This is a genomic window from Dictyoglomus sp., from assembly GCA_025060475.1.
Taxonomy (GTDB): domain Bacteria; phylum Dictyoglomota; class Dictyoglomia; order Dictyoglomales; family Dictyoglomaceae; genus NZ13-RE01.
The window spans coordinates 1-19,959 of record JANXBZ010000012.1 but is presented as its reverse complement, the minus strand read 5'-3'; the positions used below and the strand labels follow the sequence as shown (position 1 = coordinate 19,959).

Genomic DNA, 19,959 nt, shown 5'->3' with positions numbered 1-19,959 from the left:
AATTTTAATCTTTAATCTGTTTTTTGTTAAGACATAATTTTCTGGTATAATATCTTTGTTTTAAATCCATGGACAAGAAGAGTATTTTACAAAGACTGAAAAGATTATTCTTGAGACAGAGTATTACTGAGGCAACCATCCTCATTACTCTTTTATCCATACTTAGTAGAATCTTAGGATTTTTAAGAGAGATGATGATTGCTGCCTTCTTTGGAGCAAGAAAATTTACTGACAGTTTTGTAGTGGCTCAAGCAGTTCCAGGCATTTTAGCAGGGTTGGTTTCAGGAGCCCTTTCATCGGTATTTATTCCCCTTTATGCTGAATGGAAAGAAAAACATGGAAAGGAAGAAGCAGAAAGATTTGCTAATATTCTTCTTTCAGACATTTTTATTATTCTTCTAATTGTAACAATCCTTTCCTATTTATTATCCCCAATAATTATTACTATACTTGCTCCAGGCTTCAATGAAGAGACAAAAAATCTTTCCATATATCTTTCCTATATTATGCTTCCCTCCATAATCTTTTGGGGAACCTATGGATTAATATCAGGAATCTTTAACTCTCAAAGAAGTTTCTTTCTTCCAAATCTTTCAGGAGTAATAGGAAATGTTATATTTATTATTACCATATATTTCCTTTATAAATCCTTAGGAGTTTATGTTCTTGGATGGGGCTCCTTAGCCAATGTTGTATTACAATATATTATTCTTCTTCCTTATATCTCCAAGATTGGATTTTCTTTAAAATGGGAGTTAAACTTCAAATATGAAGGACTTAAAAAGGCTCTTTATCTTACCGGTCCCATATTTATTGCTCAAAGTATTGGACTTATAAATATGGCAGTGGATAGAATTTTTGGTTCTTATCTTCCTGAGGGAAGTATTTCCGCATTAAATTATGCCAGTAGAATATATCAGCTTCCATTTAATTTATTTGTCAATGCCCTTGCCACAGCAACCTATACAGAGTTTGCCTTTAATGCCCAAAGTAAAGATCTCTCCAATCTAAAAATATCCATGGAGAAAACCTTAAGAGCAGTTTTATTCCTAGTTATTCCCTCCACCTTTGGATTTATCTTTTTGGCAAAACCTATAGTACAGCTTGCCTTTGAGAGAGGTCTCTTTGATGCTCTTGCTACAAAAAGAACCTCAGAATCATTGATTTTTTATTCTCTTGGTCTTATTTCCATGTCCATAAATACAATTTTGGTCAGAGTTTTCTTTTCCCTTCATGATACTAAAATTCCTACTAAAATTTCCATTATAGCTTTAATTTCCAATATAGTCTTAAACTTTATCTTTATCAAACCTTTAGCCCATATGGGGCTTGCCTTAGCAACATCCTGTGCATCATCTATTGCCTCTATACTTCTCTATAGAGAATTAAAAAGAAAAATTCATGCTCCCTTCACAAAAGAACTATTCGAAAAAACAAAACTATTTACCATTGGCGGCTTTATTATCGGAATTATTGGCCTTTTATCATATAATTTCTTATCCTTTATTTTACCTAAAAATCAATTGGGATTAGGAATTTCTGTTCTTTCTTCCGTTGGCCTTTCTGTTTTAATTTATCTTTATCTATGTTCTAAATGGAAGCTCGAGGAGGCAGGAAGAATATTTAATATTATTAAAAGAAACCTCGAGCTTCTTTCCCAATTTATAGGTTTAAAGTAGTTTTTCCTCTCCTTCTACTAAAAGGACTAATAATCTTACTGCATTTTCTACATCTTTCAAATCTACCATCTCATGGGGAGAATGGACATATCTTGTAGGTATAGATAAAGTCCCACTAACGATTCCTTCTCCCGTAGTTTGAAGAACTGCCGCATTGGTTCCTCCCCTTAGTAAAACTTCTATTTGATAAGGAATATTATTTTTCTCCGCTATACTTCTCAGTTTCTCTACTACTCTCCTATCGCTAATAGATGCACTATCTTTGATCTTTATAGCGGGACCCTTTCCTAAAATAAGGGACATTCTTTTATTTCCTTTTGGAGTATCGGAATAAGAGGTAACATCCACTGCAATTGCCATATCAGGCTTTATATTAAAAGCGACAGTACTTGCTCCCACAAGTCCTACTTCCTCTTGAACAGAAAAGGTAGCATACAGATTATGGTAGGGTTTTGATCTTTTTAGAACCTCAATAATAATAGCACATCCAATCCTATCGTCCATAGCTTTGGACACTATTCTTTCCCCTAAATCAATAAAAGGAGCATCGTAAACACCAAAAGTGCCTGGAGGGACCAATTCCTCTGCTCTTTCTTTATCTCCTACTCCAATATCCACAAAAATTTTATCAAAATTAAGTTCTCTTATATTTTTAGCAAGATCCTCCTGGGTCTCTCCCTCTACTCCTACAATTCCCTTTACATTGGGAAAAGAAATAGTAGAGCCTAAAAGATTATAGGGAGATATTCCTCCTACAGGCTCAATCCTAATAAATCCTTTATCATCGATATATGTAGCAACTACTCCGATCTCATCCATATGGGCATCAAGAAGAAGTTTCTCATCACTTCTTCCTTTTTTCCAAACAATAAGATTTCCCAATTTATCTATCTCATATCCATCTATAAAATCCTTAACTTCATCTAATATAATATTTCTAATCTCACTTTCCCTTCCACTGGGAGAAGAGGTTTGAGTTAGTTTCTTTACTAAATCTTTCATCTTTCTTCCTCCTTCACTAAAAGAATAGAGAGTAATTTTAAAGTATTTTCATAATCGGATAAATTCATTACACATAAAGGAGAATGAATATATCTTGAAGGGATAGAAATTACAAGGGAAGGAGCACCCGATGATACAGCAATAGCCCTTGCATCGGTTCCTCCTACAGTTCTTCTTTTTATCTGATGGGGGATATTACTTTCCTTTGCTATCTTTAATACCCAATTAAATAATCTCTCATCATTCACATACCCTGAATGAACAGGAGTAATAACAGGACCTTTTCCCAGCTCAGAAGACCTTCTATCTTCGGGAAATTCTGGATTATCTCCCGAGGTAGTAGTCTCAATAACAAAAGCAAAATCGGGATTTATCCTCTCACTGGCAACCCTTGCTCCTCTTAATCCTAACTCCTCCTGAACGGAGAAGACAAAATAGGTTGTATAAGCTAAATCAAGATTCTTCTCTATAAGATCTATCAAAAGGGAACATCCTCCTCTATTATCTAATGCTTTTCCCGAAAACCATTCTGCATGAATCATGGAATTTCCTGCAAAGGCGACAAAATCTCCGATTTTTATTTTTCCTTCAACTTCACTCCTTTTTGTGGCACCGATATCTATTTTTATATCATTTAAGCTAGGAGGAGTTAGTAAATCACTTCTTTGAAGATGAACGGGTTTATACCCAATAATTCCTGGAATTTCATTTTCTCCAACTAAGACCTTCTTTCCAATAACTGCCCTAAGATCTATGCCTCCCAAGGGAATAACACTCAATTTTCCATCCTCCTCAATATTGCTAACCATAAAACCTACCTCATCCATATGAGCACAGATCATTAATTTTTTACTATTCTTTCCTCTCTTCCATGCTATGAGATTTCCTAAACCATCCTCTTCTATTCCCTCAACTTTTTCTTTTATTTTATTTTTTATAAATTCCCTTACCTTTTTCTCATACCCTGATACTCCACTAATCTCTGTTAACTCTTTTATATACAAATCATTCACCTCCTCTTGCTATGAAATGGGAAAGAAGTCTTGCGGTTTCTTCCAAATCCCTTAAATTTACCACCTCATAAGGAGTATGCATATATCTTAAGGGAATAGAGATGAGTAATGTGGGAATTCCTCCTGCAGAGATTTGGATTATATCAGTATCAGTATTACTTACTGCTCCTGTAGGTTCTATTTGATAATTCACAGAGATTCTTTCTGCTAGATTTTTTATTTTCTCGAAATACTCCCTATTTATAACAGGACCTATATTAAAAACAGGACCTCTTCCTGTTTCAATCTTAGGATAGGAAGGACGAGAAATATCAGCATGAGTTACATCTAAAACTATAGCAAGATCTGGTTTTATTTTGTAGCAAGGTCCTCGAGCACCCGATGTTCCATCCTCTTCTCTAATGTTAAAAACAAAGTAACTTTCAGATTTTGGAATAAATTCCTTCAAAAGCTCCATAGTATAAAGAAGAATTCCACAGCTTACTCTATTATCTAATGCCTTACCTGTTAAATATTTTTCTGAAAGAAGAAATGGTTCTGAGGTAAAATTTCCAATATCTCCAATATTTACTTTATCTTCGTTTTCTAACATATCAATAAAAAGGTCATCAAGAGAAGGAACCTTACTTCTACTCTCTTCTGTTTGAAGATGAGGTTCTAACATCCCCACAACTCCATAGGCAATACTTCCATCCCTTGTATGAAATCTTAATCTTTGAGCAATAATAGCTTTAGGGTCGATTCCTCCAAAGGTAGAAAACCTAAAAAAATTACCATATTCTCTTTTCGTTAACACAAATCCTATCTCATCTGCATGAGCAAAAAGAGCAATTTTCTTTCCCTTTCCATCCTTCCTGACAATAAGATTTCCCTGCTTATCTATTTCTGTCTCGGTCTTTTCAATTTTTTTTGCTTCTTCCTCTATATAATTTATTACCTTCTGTTCATATCCCGATGGGCCATCGAGGGCTGATAAATTTTTTAAAACTTCAATTAAGTCCACCTATTTTCCTCCTTTCTCATTAAATTTCAAAATACAAGACTAATTATATATAAAAATTTCTTTTCAAAAAAATCTCTTGATTAAATACATAAAAGATATATAATTTAGCTATATACACTTTAAAAATTGTTAAATGGAGGAAAAAGAAAAATGGCATTAAAAGTTGTTGAAATTATAAAAGATTTGTATCTAATACAAACCCCTGAGTTGCCCTTTGTATCTAATAGTTATCTCTTAACTCTTTCTAATAATGGAAACAAAATTAACATCTTAATTGATCCCATACCTTTAATTTACTTCAATGATTTGACTTTAACATTAAAGGATTTAATTGGAGGGGCAGAAAATCTAAACATTATTTATGTAAATCATCAAGATCCAGATCTTACCTCTTCTTTACCTGGACTCATGTCTCTATCTCCTAATTCTATACTTCTTTCCTCCGAAGATACTTGGAGATTAATAAGAAACTATGGATTAGATAGAGAAAGATTCCAAGCTGTTGAATATTTTCCGAATAAAAAGATAATATTAAGAACAGGGCATGCTTTTCAATTTGTTCCTACACCTTTTTGTCATTTCCGAGGAGCCTGTATGATTTATTATCCCACGAGGAGAGTTCTCTTTTCTGGAGACTTGTTAGGAGGACTAGTCACAAAAGCAGGAGAAGACATTTATGCTACTAAGGACTCTTGGGAAGGAATAAAAATATTTCATCAGATCTATATTCCTACGAGAGAAGCTTTAAGACTTGCTGTAGACAAAATAGGAAGATTAGAACCTATTCCAGAACTTATACTTCCTCAACACGGAGATATTATAAAAGGAGATTTAATTGTAGAATTCTTAAAGAGATTAAATGATTTAGAAGTTGGTTTAGAACATATATTAACACAAGAAAAACAGGAATCAATATATCTTTATGCCTTTAATGAAATTCTTCAAAAAGAAAAGGAAAGATTTGGAGAAAAATTTGTTATGGAGAAGTTAGAAAGTATAAATTCCTCTTCCTTCTTTCCCGAAATTGTACATTTTGAGAATGGAGTAGCACTAGATTTTCGAATTTCTCCAATATCTGCGATAGGAATATTATATAAAGATTTTACTGAAGATATGTCTTTAAAAGATAAAGAAACTATAAAATCTGATATAGTTTCAATTTTATCAAAATATAATTTAGATATTCCCGAAGAAATTCTTGAAGAAAGAGCATCAATATGGGATAATTTCAGAAGAATTCTCAGAATATTTCAGAGGTGATATTAATGCCAATATATGAATATAAATGTAAAGATTGCGGTAATATCTTTGAAAAACTTACTTATAAAGAAGAGGAGATTGAATGTCCCAATTGTGGAGGGAAAAATATTAAGAAACTAATATCTCTATTTGCATCCATAGGTTCTGAAAAGGGAATATGTTCTTCTTGCTCTTCAAGAAATTGTAGTTCCTGTAGATGATTATTTCAAGAACAAAATATAAGATCCTAAAATCATGATAAAAACACCAAGTAGGCGAGTTCCTATTTTTTCTTTAAAAATATAATGGGCAAGGATTACTGTTAATATCATGCTCAACATGGATAATGGTTCCGCAATACTAACATCTATATATCTAAAGGCAAAGAGAAGAAGAAGATAAGAATAAGCATTAATTGCACTAGCAATCAAAACTAAGTTTGTATTTTCTTTTAAAACTCTAAAAATCTCCTTCAATTTTTTCTCCCATAAAATATAAAAAAATTGAAAAATACTAATTATAAAATAAAGGAAAAAACAATAAAAAAGAGGACTAACCTTCTCAACCACGAACCCATCAATAGTCCTTCCTACGGAAACCAAAAAAGAACTTGAAATCATCAAAAGGGTCTCCTTCCTCTTAAACAAAAGTTTTAAAGAAGAAAGAAAAGATCCCTTCTTTTCCAGATAAGATGCCCCATAAACTAGAAGAAATAATCCTAAAATCTTGGGTAAAGTAAGAGATTCTTTAAGAAAAATACTAGTTAAAATCAAAAGAAAGAAAACATTAAAATTATAAAGCGGTCCTACAAGGGAAGCCTCTCCTAAAGATAAAGACTTAACATATAGAATAAAAGAAATAGAATAAATAAATCCACTTAATAACCCATATTTTGAAAACTCAAAATTCTTTGGAATACTGTCTAAGAAGATAAAAGGAAAAAGGAAGAAAACAGCAATAAAAAAGAAAAGAAAAGAAATAACCTTACTATCATTGTAAGTTCCAAGTCTTTTTACCACGATCTTTTCGTAGCCTAATAAAATAATTCTACCTAAAATAGAAAGATAAGCCCAGACCATAAGACAATTTTACAATCTAAAAATAAATTTTTCATCCCTATATTTTTCTATTATTTTTTCACAATTTGTTAAATTAACATCTATTTTCTCAAAGAAAATTTTAAGATTTTCTTCCATAGTTTTTAAAATCTTTTCTTTTAAGATTTCTTTAGGAACCATTAAATAGGATGTATTGTACTTAATTTTTTTAAGATATCTTTCCATATTTAAAAGAGGTTCTCTTATAATAGTAAGATGGTGAAGATAAGAATCTTTTGAAAGATAACTTCCACATCCTGATATCTTTCCATTTTTCAAAAAAATATTTCCCCTTTCATCATAATTTATAGAATCTGCAAATTCATTAATACTCTTTATAATGATAGAAGTAATAAACTTGTATTTTTCTAATAAATCCTTGGGAAGATATCTCTTGGGAAATATAAAACTAACACATAATTGATCAGGTTTTACATATACAACTCCTCCTCCACTTCTTCTCCTCGCAAGAATTAATTTATCCTTAATTATGTTATCTAAATAAACTTCTTCCATAATTTTAGATGTTCGTCCTAAAATCACCGAAGAGGGAAAAGAATAAAAAATAAGATAAATATTATCTTGATCATCCAATAAATATTCCTCTAATCCGAATAAAGAAAAGGGCTCTATCAATTCTAAGTCTATAAAAATGGCTTTTAATTTATTCATAATCAAGATATAATATACTATATTTAAAAATAATTTTTAAAGAGGGTAAAGACATGAAAAAATTTCTTATAATTTTACTTACTCTTTCCTCTCTTTTATATGCTCAAACCATACCTGTGATTATTAACAATAAAGAATATAAAGGAGAAAAAGTTAAAAATTATATTTTTGTTCCAGAAGCAAAATTACTTTTGTATCAAGAAGAGATCTTTGAACTAAAAAAGTTAGATAACATGTACATCGCAGAGAATTTAGGAATATTATATGATGGAAAAAATATATTTGAAATATATACGTCTGGTGATCTAATTCTCTGTCCTGAAAAAAATATCCTCATAAGAGGAGACAAAAAATACAGTGTTAAAAATTTTGAAAATATTTATTTTTCTATCCTAAATTACAACTATGATTTTACTGGGATAAGACTCTTTGCCTATGGTATTTATCCAAAGATGCGATATGTTTTGTTAGAATTAGCTATATTCAACTTAGATAAAGTTCCAGTAAAATTAGACCAAAAAATGTTTCTCCTGAGAGTAGGAAATAAAGATTATTATCCAGATCCTTCCATATCCGCCTATTTTGCCACCCAAGGAGAAGAAGTACTATTTAACAGATTAATTCAACCAAAAGAAGGAATCATTGCTTATCTTATCTATGACGTTCCAGGAACTCCTGAATTACTCAGAATTGATCCTTATTATGGTCTTAAAAAAGCTCTTGAAATAAAGCTTCCTTAATATTCTCAATATTATCTATTTTTCCTTGTATTAAGTTTTCTCCCTTTCCACCTCTAAAGTTTCTATTTTCTAAGAAATTAATCAATTTCTCCCATATTTCCTTTGGAAATTCTCTATTTTTTCCAAGAACTAATTCTCCAAGAGTATTAAAGAGAAAACATAAAGAAGAACTTTCTAATATTTTTAAGGCCAGAATTCTCAAATCGCCCATATTAAGCTCCAAGTTTTTCATAACAATTTTTCCCATAGAAGTTTCTATACCCTCTTTCAATATTTCCTCCGCTTGATAATCTAATATCTTTTCCTTTAACTTTTTGTTTTCTTTTTCCAATGTATTTAACTTTGTAATAAACTTATCCAAAGAACTGACAACATCAGAATCTCCCAACTTTTGTTTTATATATTCATACTCTTCTTCTCTTTTTTCTAATCTTTTTAATAATCTATCTCCTGAGATAAATTCAATTCTCCAAACCTGCGAATTTTTTCTATAAACTTTTAAAACCTTAAAAAGTCCTATTTCTCTTGTATTTTTAACATGAATTCCACCACAAGGATTAATATCTACGTTAAGAACCTCAACAATTCTTGTTTTTTCGTCTTTCCAATAAATCTTTACAGGTATTCCCTCTCGAATATAGTAATTTGTCTTTTCTTCTGCGGATTTTATATAAGAAAGATTTATATCAGAAGCTAACGGTATTTCAATCTTTGTATGATCAGAAAGAATTTGAAAACCAATAGTCTCATAACCATAATCCCTTTCAAGGATAGCAGAAAAAAGATGCTGAGCAGTGTGTTCCTGAGAATATTCTTTTCTTAATGAAATATCTAACTCCATTAAAACTTCTTCTCCAATTTTAGGAGTCTTTCCCATCAATTTCCCAAAGTGGAAAATTTTTTCTTCCTCTTCTATTACCTTTGTTACCAAAAGTTCCCAATCTTCTCCCCTAATAATTCCTCTATCAGAAGGCTGACCTCCTCCTTCAGGATAAAAAATAGTTTTATTAAGAAGAATTCCAAATAAATCCCCCTCCCTTATCTCAAGAATTTTTCCTCTATCCCTATATTTTTCAGAATCAATATAAAATATTTTCTCTGTCATTGCTTTTAAGTTTATGGATGATTAAAATCATTGTCAACAAAAATAATTAGAAGTAAAATTATTCTGAAGAGAAATTTAAACAGAAAGGAGAAATTATAATGCCTATCTTGGAACTTCCTCAAAGGATAATATATGGCTCGGGTTCCATTGATCAACTCCCTATAGAGGCAGTAAAATTCGGCAAAAAATTTTCCTTCTTCTGTGGGGAAAGTTCCTTAAAAAGAAATGGCTTTTTTGATAAAATTCTAGATTTTTTTGACAAATATGATCTTAAGGTTCAGGTAATAAGTGGAATAACTCCAGAGCCAGACATTCATTCTATAGCTAATCTTTTTAATAGGGCAAAGGATTATAAACCTGATGGAATTATAGCAGTAGGGGGAGGAAGTGTTATTGACTCTGCAAAAATTGTTTCTGCTCTTCTTGCAACCAATATGAATATCTTTGAATTAAGGGGAAAAGAAATTGAAGAGGCCCTTCCCATAATAGCAGTTCCTACTACTGCAGGAACAGGTAGTGAAGCCACAAGATTTGCTGTAGTAACAGATCCAGAGATGAAAGACAAATTTCTTCTCTTTGGTAAAGCTTTAATACCTAAAGTTGCTATAGTAGACCCTGAATTAACATTTTCTATGAGTTCATTAGTTGCTGGGGTAACAGGAATTGATGCCCTCTCCCATGCAATAGAATCTTTTCTTTCTCGTTCCTCTACTCCATACACCGATATATGGGCAAAAGAAGCCATAGAAACTCTTTGGAATAACCTCATCCCTGCAATCCTTAAAAATTCTACATCCTCTAAAGAAAAGGTATCCTACGCCTCTTTTTGGGCAGGTGTGGCTATAAATAACACAAAAACTACATTGGTCCATGCCATGTCTCGTCCCTTAGGAGGTGTTTATAATGTAATTCATGGTATAGCTAACGGTATCCTACTTCCAGCATATTTAAGATACAATGCCCCCTTTATACCCCATGAAAAAATGAATTATTTAAAATTTCTAATGGGAGGATATCCCCCTGAGAAAATTGAGGAACTTCTTAAAAAACTGAATCTTCCATTAAGACTTTCTCAAGTGATTAGAGAAAAAATTGACATTCAATTATTAGTAGAAAAAGCAAAAACCTCGCAGATAAATATTAATAATAATATAAGACCTGTAAAGGAGGAAGATATCTTTGCATTATATGAGGAGGTATTATAAAAGATATGGTGAGATTAATAACAGTAGCAAGAGAATTTGGAACAGAGATAGATTTTTTATTTACTAAACTTTCTAAAGAATTTGGTTTTATCCTTTTAGATAGAGTTAATTTGTTCCCACTACTTCAAAAATATTGCAGAATAAATTCTGAGGAATTATTACTGGAAGAAAAAAAGATTGAAAAGAACTCTGGAGAAAAGGAGTTTATTGAGAAATATAAAGAAGGTATTAAAGAGATAACGAAAAATTATTTAGAAAAATCTCCTGTTATTCTTTTAGGGAGAGGAGGACAATTCTTATTTAAAGACTATCCTAATTCCTTTCATATAAATATAATTGCTCCTTTAAATCTTCGAGTTAAAAACCTGCAGAAAAATTATAACCTAGATAGAGAAACTTCTATAAAATTAATCTTAGAAAAGGATAAAGAAAGGGATATATATTTTAAAACTCTATTTGGCTATGACTGGAAAGATCCCTATCATTATCACTTAATTATAAACTTAGATTATTATTCCCCGGATGAAATTTACCAAATTATTATAAAATCTATAGAAAAACCCACCAAAATTAATCAACCTTTACAAGAAAGCTTTAACTTTCCATCAAAGATAAAGTTTGCCAATAAAAGTGAAGAAGAATTTGCAAAATTATTAACTTTTTATAGAATAGCATGGGAATATGAACCAAGAGTCTTCCCTTTAGAATGGGACGCAGAGGGACAGGTGATTGAAGCCTTCACTCCTGACTTTTATCTTCCTGAATTTGACTTATATATAGAATTAACGGTCCAAAAGCCAAAACTTATGAGTGAGAAGATTAAAAAAATTAAGAAGCTTAAAGAATTATATCCCAATATAAATATCAAGCTATTATATGGGCGAGATTATATAAAAATATTAGAAAAATACGGAATATCTAAGGTGAAATAATGGCCAAGATAGAAAAAATTCTTTTTACCTATGAAGAGATTTCTGAAAGAATAAAAGAATTAGGGAAAAAAATAAGTGAAGATTATCAAGGGAAAACTCCTATATTAGCCTGTATTTTAAAGGGAGCAGTATATTTTGCTGTAGATCTTACAAGAAGTTTATCTATTCCTTTTATTTTAGATTTTATTTCTATTTTAAGCTATGGACCATCCAAAGAAACCTTCGGAATTGTAAGAATTACAAAGGATTTAGATACAAACATATATAACAAAGATGTAATAATTGTAGAAGATATTGTCGATACAGGACTTTCCTTAGCTTATCTCTTAAAAGTATTAAAGGCAAGAGAACCTTCTTCTTTGAAAGTATGCACTTTTCTAGATTGTCCAGGTAGAAGGATTATAGATGTTCCCATTGATTATAAAGGATTTGAAATTCCTAATTATTATGTAGTAGGTTATGGTTTAGATTACAATGAAGATTATAGAAATTTAATGTATATAGGAGTATTAGAAAAATAAAATTCCTATGGTATTTTCTTCTCTTCGCTCTCTGCTATTTCAATAAATTTTTCTATATATCCTTTGATCTCTCTTATATACTTTATGCTTTCTCTTCTAAGTTCTTCTCCCTTTGGAGTTAATTTATAAACCCTTTTCGCAGGCCCGATTCCTTCAACATCCCAATAAGAAGTTATTAAACCTTCCATCTCAAGTTCTCTTAAAATCCTGTATCCTCTGCCCATCTCTCCAATTCCTTTTCCAATCATTCCTGGAAATATATCAGAAATTTTGCTAATTAGCTCATACCCATGAAGCTCTCTATCTCCTAGAGCTACTAAAATCCACATTCTAATCCAAAATCCTGGACTTAATCCAAGTCCTTTTTTTCTTTCCCTATTCATATATTACTAATTTATATATATAATTCTTATAAATTTTTGTCAAGAATAGCTTAAGGCATAGCATTTCTTGACATTTTATCTTCACATAAAAATCTTTTTATTGATTTACATAAACCTATTGTTTATCATAGATTAAGACACTATCTTGAGAAGATAGATAGAGAAAGAAGGGTTTTATATTGAAAGGAGTAATACTTTCTGCAGGGTTAGGAAAAAGATTAAGACCTTTAACTGACAACCTTCCAAAAGGGCTAATCCCAGTCTTAGGAAAACCTATACTAGAATACATTCTCTTGGGCTTTAAATATGCAGGGATAAAAGATATAGCAATAATTATAGGATATTTAGGAGAGAAAATTAAAGATTACTTCAAAGATGGAAAAATAATTAATCTTAATATTTCCTATATAATTCAAGAAATTCCAAAAGGAACAGGAGCTGCAGTTTTAAAGGCAAAAGATTTTGTAGGAAATGAGAATTTTATGTTAAGTTGGGGAGATGTAATCGTTGAAAGGGAAAATTATATTAATATTAAAAATGCCTTTGAAAAAAATCCTTGTGATGTCCTTATGGGATTAAATTACGAAGAAGACCTCTCCCAGGGAGGTGCAGTATTTTTAGAGGAGAAAAATAATATTCTAAAGGTAAAAGACATTATTGAAAAACCCAAGGAAAAAGTTAACACAAATTGGAACCAGACAGGAATTTTCATTTTAAAACCTATAATCTTTAAGTATTTAGAAAAAATAAGCCCTTCAGAAAGGGGTGAATATGAATTTACATCCGCAATCAAGATGATGTTAGAAGACAATCTAGATATTAGACCTTTTATTATCAAGGATTTCCATTGGGAATTTGGAACGTTAAGTCAAATAGAAAAAGCTAATAATTTAAAAGATTTTTTGAAAAGATTTCATGACTTATAGTTTTCTATTGCAAAAAGTCCCGCTCCTAAAGCTCCTATTATTTGGGGCTCAAAGGGTATAAAAATTTCAAATCCTAATAGATCCTCTATAGCCTTTTTTACTCCTTCGTTCTTTGCAACTCCTCCTGTCATCACTACGTCCCTTTCTATCCCAACTCTTTTTAACAAGGAAATAACCCTTTTTCCAATAGAGTAATTTAATCCTTTAATAATAGAATTTTTATTGTACCCTTCAGAAAGAAGAGTTATTATCTCTGATTCTGCAAAAACAGTGCAAATATTTGTAATTTCCACCATATCTTTAGTTGTCATATGAATCTTCCCAAAATTTTCTAAATCTTCCTCCAATACCTTTGACATAACTTCAAGAAATCTTCCTGTTCCTGCAGCACATTTATCATTCATAGCAAAATCTAATACTTCTCCTTTACTTCCTATTCTTATAGCCTTGCTATCCTGCCCTCCTATATCTAAAATAGTTCTTGCAGAAGGAAAAACAAAATTTACCCCCTTTCCATGACAAGAGATCTCTGTTTTTGTAAAACTTGTAAAATCAACCCTTATTCTTCCATATCCTGTCGCAGTTATTCCTTTTACTTCATAATCATAAATATTCTTTTCTCTTAAAATATCTTCGATTAATCTCTTAGCAGAATTATTACCATCAACCCCAGTTTTTGTTATTTTATAATCCAAAATCTCTACTTTCTCCTTATCATAAGAAAGGAGAACTACTTTTGTGGTTATAGAGCCAATATCTACTCCTAAAAAATAATCCATTTATAACACCTCCAGAAAAGCCTCAATTCTTGTCTTTACCTGTTCTAATGGAAAATTCCCTTTATCTATTAAATCACCATCTATTACTATAGCAGGAATACCCACCTCCATTAATCTCCTTCTTAAGATATAGGAATTTCCAGCTCCTTGTCTACAACCCCATTGATTAAAAATAATTACTCCCTGTGCCTTATAATCTTTTACTCCTTCTAGAGCTATATTAAATCTCTCATCAACATCATAAAAAATTTTGGCATTTATAACTTTCTTTGCAAGAGACTTAAAGGGATCCTTAGGATCAAGTTTATCCCAATAGACTTTACTACTTTCCTCAAATACAATAGTACAAGACTTACTTTTTAGCCAATCAAAAAAATCTGTTTTAAAATAAGGACCAAGATGAAGCCAACATACTCTTTTTTTGTAAGGAAGAAACTTCTTCTTTTTAATTCTATCCTTAATTTCATCCCTTAAAACCTTAAAAAATTTAACTCCCCAATGGGAACCAAAGGTAGAAAAGATCATTCCTGCATAATCTAAAAAATTCCTCCCATCAATAACTAAATAATCTTTTCTTAACTCATTTATCTCCATAAGATAATCTCTAGAAATATTGGAATACTTAATAGCTCTTTCCAAACCTAACATAGGTTTTTTAATCTTTAATTTTTTAACTAATATAAAGAAAAGCTCTTCAAATTTCTTTGCAGTGTAGTCAATAGAATTATTGTCCCTTAGAGGAACATCTATGGGGAAATATTCTCCTCCAAAAAGTTGAGAAATCAAAAAGAAAGAGTGAATAGCAGAGTGACAGGGATGGGATGTAGAAATGATGAAATCTGGTTTTGGAAGAATACCATTCTTAGTTAATCCTATGACATTCCTATGAACACTACATAAATCCTTTGAATATACTATTTCCTCACTGTCAAAAAGAGTCTTATCTGCAAATCCTAAAGAAGCTGAAAAAGCTGAAGCTACCTCTGGAAATAATGGGAAAAGATCAAGAGCAAAAAATAATTCTGAAGGCATTAAAATATTGGTAATTACTACTTTATTTTTCCCCATATAATTATGCTTAACTAGATCTAAGGCATATTCATATGATACAAGAGTTACCTTATTCTTTCTAAATTTTAACTTAATAAATATATCTCCTAATGGATAGACAAGGGGAAATCTTAAAATTCTTCTTATTTTCTCTATATTTCTCTTGTCTAAATTTAATTTCATCCTACCATCTCCAAAAAAGCTTCTAACCTTGTTCTTATTTGTCCTTTTATTCCCATGGTAAAATCATCTTCTAAAATTAACGATGGTATATTCTCCTTTCTCAATTCTTCCTTTAATATAGGGATATAAAAAAGAAGGGGATCACAATATTTTAAGGAATAAAAAATTACCCCTTTTATATTTTCTTTTTTCACTCTTTCTTTAATTATAGAAATTTTATCCAATAAATTTCTTCTTCTCACACAACCTTCCCTTTTAAGATAATAATAGGCCAGAGAATAAAAAGGATCATCATCTAATATTTTTATTTCTTCTTCTGTTCTTATTCCAAAACAGGAATCATCATATATGATATTTAAATTTAAATTCTCCATATACTCTATTAGTTCTATAGGATACACTGTAGAAAAAAGATAAAATTTTTTATTATTGTCATTTGTAGGTTCAAAAGAAAGCTTTAAAAATTCTTTAATATCCATAGAATAAAAGAGCAAAGAATATTGCCAGGAGTTTCTTATTTTCTTTCTTCCCAAGTTATAGATATTTATACTTTCAAAAATATTTTCTATATTTCCCTTTGTATTTAAAAAATAGAAAAGATCTCTTATATTTTTTGCAAAATACCTAACATCCTCTTCTTTCTCTCCAAAAGGAATTTGAAGAAAATAAATTTCTTTAGAAAGATTCAGATATCTCCAGACTTCAAAAATTCTTCTTGAAGAATCGCAACTATCAGTAAATATTACCTTTTCAAACCTTTTATCTTCTCTTAAAACCTCTTCAGTAATAGATCTTAAATAAGGACACAAATATTTTGGTAAATATTCATCACTTCTCGCAAAATATATAGGAGAAGGTAAAAACCTTATAGGTTTAAATCCACTTGCATATATTAGCTCACAAGGAACATAAGCACAAAAATAAAATACAGACTTTTCTGAAGAAATAGACTCTTTTTTTATTTTTTGATATAAATATTTTATTTCTTCTAGTCTCATGAAATAAATTATACTATAAGGCTAAAATTTCAAGAAAGGAGAATTAAGAATGTCTAATATAAGAAATTCTGCTAAGGCAATAATAATAAAAGATGGAAAAATATTAATGATTAAAGGTATTGACCGTTGGGGATATTTTTATATTTTACCTGGAGGAGGCCAAAACCCCTTTGAAAATTTAAAGGAAACTCTGATTCGCGAGTGTAAAGAAGAACTTAACGTAAATATTATTATTCATGATATTAGATATATAAGGGAATATATTGGGAAAAATCATGAATTTTCTGAATATGACTCCCACTTACATCAAGTAGAATATATGTTCCTTTGCGAAATAAAAGACGAAGAAAACCTAAAAAAAGGAGAAAATCCTGACAATTTTCAAGTAGATATTGAATGGATTCCCTTAGATAAGCTATCCTCTTATAGAATTTATCCTAAAATATTGAAAGATTTGATAGGAAAAAATGGAGAATTACTTGGTCCTGTATATTTAGGAGATGTAAATTAGTAAGATCATTTAATAAGAAAACTTTATTTTTCTGTCCATCTTCAATCTTGCAAAAAACCCTGGGGATCGACAGAAAAATTAAAAACAAATTAAAGGTACTTTACATCTATAAAAATTTATGATATCATTTTTTTAAAATTGTAGAGTTCCTATTAGGGTATATTTTTAAAAGTGTAGCTTTTTTCTATTATCTGTGGGTTTGTAGCGTACCTATAAGGGATTGAAACTTGTAAAAAAGTCTTGACACTAAGAAAACAATATGCGTTTGTAGCGTACCTATAAGGGATTGAAACATAATTTTGGGAGTAATTCTCTTAGCATACCTTTACTCGTTTGTAGCGTACCTATAAGGGATTGAAACTCTTCTTTCTACTCTTACTACTCTCCAACCCTCCTGGTTTGTAGCGTACCTATAAGGGATTGAAACTTCACTTGCTTTTCCAATTGTAATTATCGATACAAAAGTTTGTAGCGTACCTATAAGGGATTGAAACTAATACTTCTCAAACTTTTTCACAATCTCACCTCCTGTTTGTAGCGTACCTATAAGGGATTGAAACTTCTCCAACCCTCTTGCAAGAAGTAAATTAATAAATTGTTTGTAGCGTACCTATAAGGGATTGAAACGTAAAAATTGAATTACTTCTCTTGCTACATATAATTGTTTGTAGCGTACCTATAAGGGATTGAAACCCTCCTAGTAAAAAGATTAAAAAGAGAAAGTAAGAGAGTTTGTAGCGTACCTATAAGGGATTGAAACAATTTGTAATAGGCACTAGGAATTCTCTTCAAAAGAGTTTGTAGCGTACCTATAAGGGATTGAAACTCCTGATATAATATTGCTTGTACCAATTGTTCTTTTGTTTGTAGCGTACCTATAAGGGATTGAAACCTTTCTCTCTTTAGGATTACCTTGGGATTACTTTCTCTTGTTTGTAGCGTACCTATAAGGGATTGAAACTCCAATTGCATAATATGCAAAAAATTTGGCAAAAATGTTTGTAGCGTACCTATAAGGGATTGAAACTAAAAAAAGGGGGGATAAAAATGGATAAAATTAATAATGTTTGTAGCGTACCTATAAGGGATTGAAACTATCTCCTGCAAGTGTAATATAATCTCCTGTGTTTCCGTTTGTAGCGTACCTATAAGGGATTGAAACGGATTTGTAAATGTTGCATCATCTTTGAATTTAATTCCGTTTGTAGCGTACCTATAAGGGATTGAAACGAATAGCAAAGCCTCCCTCTGAAGACGACATAGAAAGTTTGTAGCGTACCTATAAGGGATTGAAACAGAAAACTACCTAACTCGTTTGCCGCTTCATTTGCAGTTTGTAGCGTACCTATAAGGGATTGAAACTACACAATTTCAAATACAGAAAAGCCGAAGGGCAAGAGTTTGTAGCGTACCTATAAGGGATTGAAACTTTTCAGAAGCATAGAGTAAACTTTGAGCGGTCCCTAGTTTGTAGCGTACCTATAAGGGATTGAAACCTTTAGTTTCTTTGATTTTCAAAAGGAAATGTAAAGCGTTTGTAGCGTACCTATAAGGGATTGAAACTATACGGCACACAAAGGGATCTAGATACATCAAATCGTTTGTAGCGTACCTATAAGGGATTGAAACCTATCAATTTCGGTCCCTTGGGCATTTCGCAAATGGCAGTTTGTAGCGTACCTATAAGGGATTGAAACATTATTTGGGGATTTCTCTTGGGATTACTTTCCCTTTCGTTTGTAGCGTACCTATAAGGGATTGAAACCTAATGGAGGTGAAGTAAATTGGCACAAGTTATTCCAGTTTGTAGCGTACCTATAAGGGATTGAAACAGTAAAAGTCGAGCAAGAATTCTATTATGTATATCCAGTTTGTAGCGTACCTATAAGGGATTGAAACTCAAAAAGATGAAATTTTGATAAAAAGACCAATTTCGTTTGTAGCGTACCTATAAGGGATTGAAACTGCCTCCAGCCCTCTATATATAATAAATAAATAGAGTAGTTTGTAGCGTACCTATAAGGGATTGAAACTGGGAACAAAGAATAATAGAGAATTGGCAAGAAAAAGTTTGTAGCGTACCTATAAGGGATTGAAACCCTCTTTCTTCTCTCCTTGACTGGCTCTCTTTGTTTGGTTTGTAGCGTACCTATAAGGGATTGAAACTAGTTCTGCATTCTTGATTATAAGTTGAATTATCTCTTGTTTGTAGCGTACCTATAAGGGATTGAAACCTTTCCCTTTTCTCTTGGGATTACTTTTCCTTTTTCTGTTTGTAGCGTACCTATAAGGGATTGAAACAGTAATATTGAAAAAAATAAATACAAAAAGAGATAAGTTTGTAGCGTACCTATAAGGGATTGAAACGGAATTCTCTTTTCTGAGAATTCCTGTGCCTATTACGTTTGTAGCGTACCTATAAGGGATTGAAACCAGATAGAGAAAGTGCTTGAAATATTCGTTTCTTTTGTTTGTAGCGTACCTATAAGGGATTGAAACTTTTTTTCAAAATTTCCAGGGCTTTTTTGGCGTCTATGTTTGTAGCGTACCTATAAGGGATTGAAACTGCAAAAAATTTGGCAAAAATTTTTGTAAAAAGTCTGTTTGTAGCGTACCTATAAGGGATTGAAACAGAAAAAATATTTTTCTCTTGACAAAATAAGAACAAGGTTTGTAGCGTACCTATAAGGGATTGAAACAAAAATGAAATACTTCAAGTAGAAACACAAAAACCAGTTTGTAGCGTACCTATAAGGGATTGAAACCCTCTTCTTTCTCTTTTTTTATCCAATTGCATATTATGTTTGTAGCGTACCTATAAGGGATTGAAACAAAAAAAGAGAAGTAATCTTTGCATATTTTGCAAAGAGTTTGTAGCGTACCTATAAGGGATTGAAACATTCTTGTATTAATTCTTCTTC

Annotated in this window: 19 protein-coding genes and 1 CRISPR repeat array; of the genes, 9 read left to right on the top strand and 10 right to left on the bottom strand. The window is 31.2% G+C overall.

Going from position 1 to position 19,959, the window contains the following annotated elements; genetic code table 11:
* Nucleotides 1-68 precede the first annotated feature (68 nt).
* Nucleotides 69-1,679: a murein biosynthesis integral membrane protein MurJ gene (gene murJ / locus NZ841_07370; protein MCS7202575.1), complete on the top strand. Its 1,611-nt coding sequence runs from the start codon at nt 69-71 to the stop codon at nt 1,677-1,679.
* Here the strand turns inward: murJ and NZ841_07365 are convergent.
* The 3 genes from NZ841_07365 to NZ841_07355 are packed head-to-tail and all read right to left on the bottom strand — an operon-like array spanning nt 1,671 to nt 4,697.
* A complete protein-coding gene (locus tag NZ841_07365) occupies nt 1,671-2,681 on the bottom strand; it encodes a M42 family metallopeptidase (protein MCS7202574.1) in 1,011 nt (336 codons plus the stop codon). The two genes, murJ and NZ841_07365, sit on opposite strands and share 9 nt — an antisense overlap.
* Nucleotides 2,678-3,685 (bottom strand): M20/M25/M40 family metallo-hydrolase, encoded by a 1,008-nt coding sequence (locus NZ841_07360; protein ID MCS7202573.1) that lies wholly within the window; start codon nt 3,683-3,685, stop codon nt 2,678-2,680. The genes NZ841_07365 and NZ841_07360 overlap by 4 nt, the downstream gene beginning before the upstream one ends.
* A 1-nt stretch (nt 3,686) precedes the next feature.
* Nucleotides 3,687-4,697 (bottom strand): M20/M25/M40 family metallo-hydrolase, encoded by a 1,011-nt coding sequence (locus tag NZ841_07355; GenBank protein ID MCS7202572.1) that lies wholly within the window; start codon nt 4,695-4,697, stop codon nt 3,687-3,689.
* Between the two features lie 150 nt (nt 4,698-4,847).
* Here NZ841_07355 and NZ841_07350 point away from each other — a divergent pair, with 150 nt between their 5' ends.
* A complete protein-coding gene (locus NZ841_07350; protein ID MCS7202571.1) occupies nt 4,848-5,957 on the top strand; it encodes a histidine kinase in 1,110 nt (369 codons plus the stop codon).
* Between the two features lie 5 nt (nt 5,958-5,962).
* On the top strand, nt 5,963-6,157 hold the full coding sequence (locus NZ841_07345) for a zinc ribbon domain-containing protein (protein MCS7202570.1): 195 nt from the start codon (nt 5,963-5,965) through the stop codon (nt 6,155-6,157).
* On the opposite strand, the gene NZ841_07340 is transcribed toward NZ841_07345, so the two are convergent.
* Together NZ841_07340 and NZ841_07335 are read right to left on the bottom strand one after the other, a co-directional pair.
* On the bottom strand, nt 6,158-7,015 hold the full coding sequence (locus NZ841_07340) for a DMT family transporter (protein MCS7202569.1): 858 nt from the start codon (nt 7,013-7,015) through the stop codon (nt 6,158-6,160).
* Nucleotides 7,016-7,024: 9 nt separating this feature from the next.
* A complete protein-coding gene (locus tag NZ841_07335; GenBank protein ID MCS7202568.1) occupies nt 7,025-7,705 on the bottom strand; it encodes a hypothetical protein in 681 nt (226 codons plus the stop codon).
* A gap of 53 nt (nt 7,706-7,758) precedes the next feature.
* Here NZ841_07335 and NZ841_07330 point away from each other — a divergent pair, with 53 nt between their 5' ends.
* Nucleotides 7,759-8,445, top strand: a complete 687-nt coding sequence (locus NZ841_07330; GenBank protein MCS7202567.1) for a hypothetical protein — start codon at nt 7,759-7,761, stop codon at nt 8,443-8,445.
* On the opposite strand, the gene NZ841_07325 is transcribed toward NZ841_07330, so the two are convergent.
* Entirely contained in the window at nt 8,414-9,550 is a 1,137-nt protein-coding gene (locus NZ841_07325; protein MCS7202566.1) for an alanyl-tRNA editing protein, read from the bottom strand. The two genes, NZ841_07330 and NZ841_07325, sit on opposite strands and share 32 nt — an antisense overlap.
* 98 nt (nt 9,551-9,648) lie before the next feature.
* Between NZ841_07325 and NZ841_07320 the strand changes: the two genes are divergently transcribed.
* Genes NZ841_07320 through hpt form a run of 3 tightly spaced genes read left to right on the top strand, consistent with a single transcriptional unit; the run spans nt 9,649 to nt 12,208 of the window.
* Nucleotides 9,649-10,755 (top strand): iron-containing alcohol dehydrogenase, encoded by a 1,107-nt coding sequence (locus tag NZ841_07320; GenBank protein ID MCS7202565.1) that lies wholly within the window; start codon nt 9,649-9,651, stop codon nt 10,753-10,755.
* A 5-nt stretch (nt 10,756-10,760) separates the two neighbouring features.
* Complete coding sequence (locus tag NZ841_07315) at nt 10,761-11,687, top strand: cytidylate kinase family protein (protein MCS7202564.1); 927 nt, start codon at nt 10,761-10,763, stop codon at nt 11,685-11,687.
* Nucleotides 11,687-12,208 (top strand): hypoxanthine phosphoribosyltransferase, encoded by a 522-nt coding sequence (gene hpt / locus NZ841_07310; protein ID MCS7202563.1) that lies wholly within the window; start codon nt 11,687-11,689, stop codon nt 12,206-12,208. The genes NZ841_07315 and hpt overlap by 1 nt, the downstream gene beginning before the upstream one ends.
* A gap of 5 nt (nt 12,209-12,213) precedes the next feature.
* Here hpt and NZ841_07305 read toward each other — a convergent pair whose 3' ends face one another.
* Complete coding sequence (locus NZ841_07305) at nt 12,214-12,591, bottom strand: PadR family transcriptional regulator (protein MCS7202562.1); 378 nt, start codon at nt 12,589-12,591, stop codon at nt 12,214-12,216.
* Nucleotides 12,592-12,770: 179 nt separating this feature from the next.
* On the opposite strand from NZ841_07305, the gene NZ841_07300 reads away from it, so the two are divergent.
* Complete coding sequence (locus tag NZ841_07300) at nt 12,771-13,517, top strand: nucleotidyltransferase family protein (protein MCS7202561.1); 747 nt, start codon at nt 12,771-12,773, stop codon at nt 13,515-13,517.
* Here NZ841_07300 and NZ841_07295 read toward each other — a convergent pair.
* From NZ841_07295 to NZ841_07285, 3 genes are read right to left on the bottom strand one after another with little or no spacing between them, the layout of a single operon-like run.
* Nucleotides 13,505-14,296 carry an acyl-CoA dehydratase activase gene (locus NZ841_07295; protein MCS7202560.1) on the bottom strand — a complete coding sequence of 264 codons (792 nt, stop codon included), beginning with the start codon at nt 14,294-14,296 and terminating at the stop codon, nt 13,505-13,507. The genes NZ841_07300 and NZ841_07295 overlap by 13 nt on opposite strands.
* On the bottom strand, nt 14,297-15,529 hold the full coding sequence (locus NZ841_07290; GenBank protein ID MCS7202559.1) for a 2-hydroxyacyl-CoA dehydratase family protein: 1,233 nt from the start codon (nt 15,527-15,529) through the stop codon (nt 14,297-14,299).
* The gene (locus NZ841_07285; GenBank protein MCS7202558.1) at nt 15,526-16,527 is read right to left on the bottom strand and encodes a 2-hydroxyacyl-CoA dehydratase family protein; all 1,002 of its coding nucleotides are present in this window, start codon (nt 16,525-16,527) and stop codon (nt 15,526-15,528) included. The genes NZ841_07290 and NZ841_07285 overlap by 4 nt, the downstream gene beginning before the upstream one ends.
* A 49-nt stretch (nt 16,528-16,576) precedes the next feature.
* Between NZ841_07285 and NZ841_07280 the strand changes: the two genes are divergently transcribed.
* A complete protein-coding gene (locus NZ841_07280; protein MCS7202557.1) occupies nt 16,577-17,038 on the top strand; it encodes an NUDIX domain-containing protein in 462 nt (153 codons plus the stop codon).
* Nucleotides 17,039-17,235: 197 nt separating this feature from the next.
* Nucleotides 17,236-19,937: a CRISPR direct-repeat array (repeat unit 30 nt; unit sequence GTTTGTAGCGTACCTATAAGGGATTGAAAC).
* Nucleotides 19,938-19,959 lie beyond the last annotated feature (22 nt).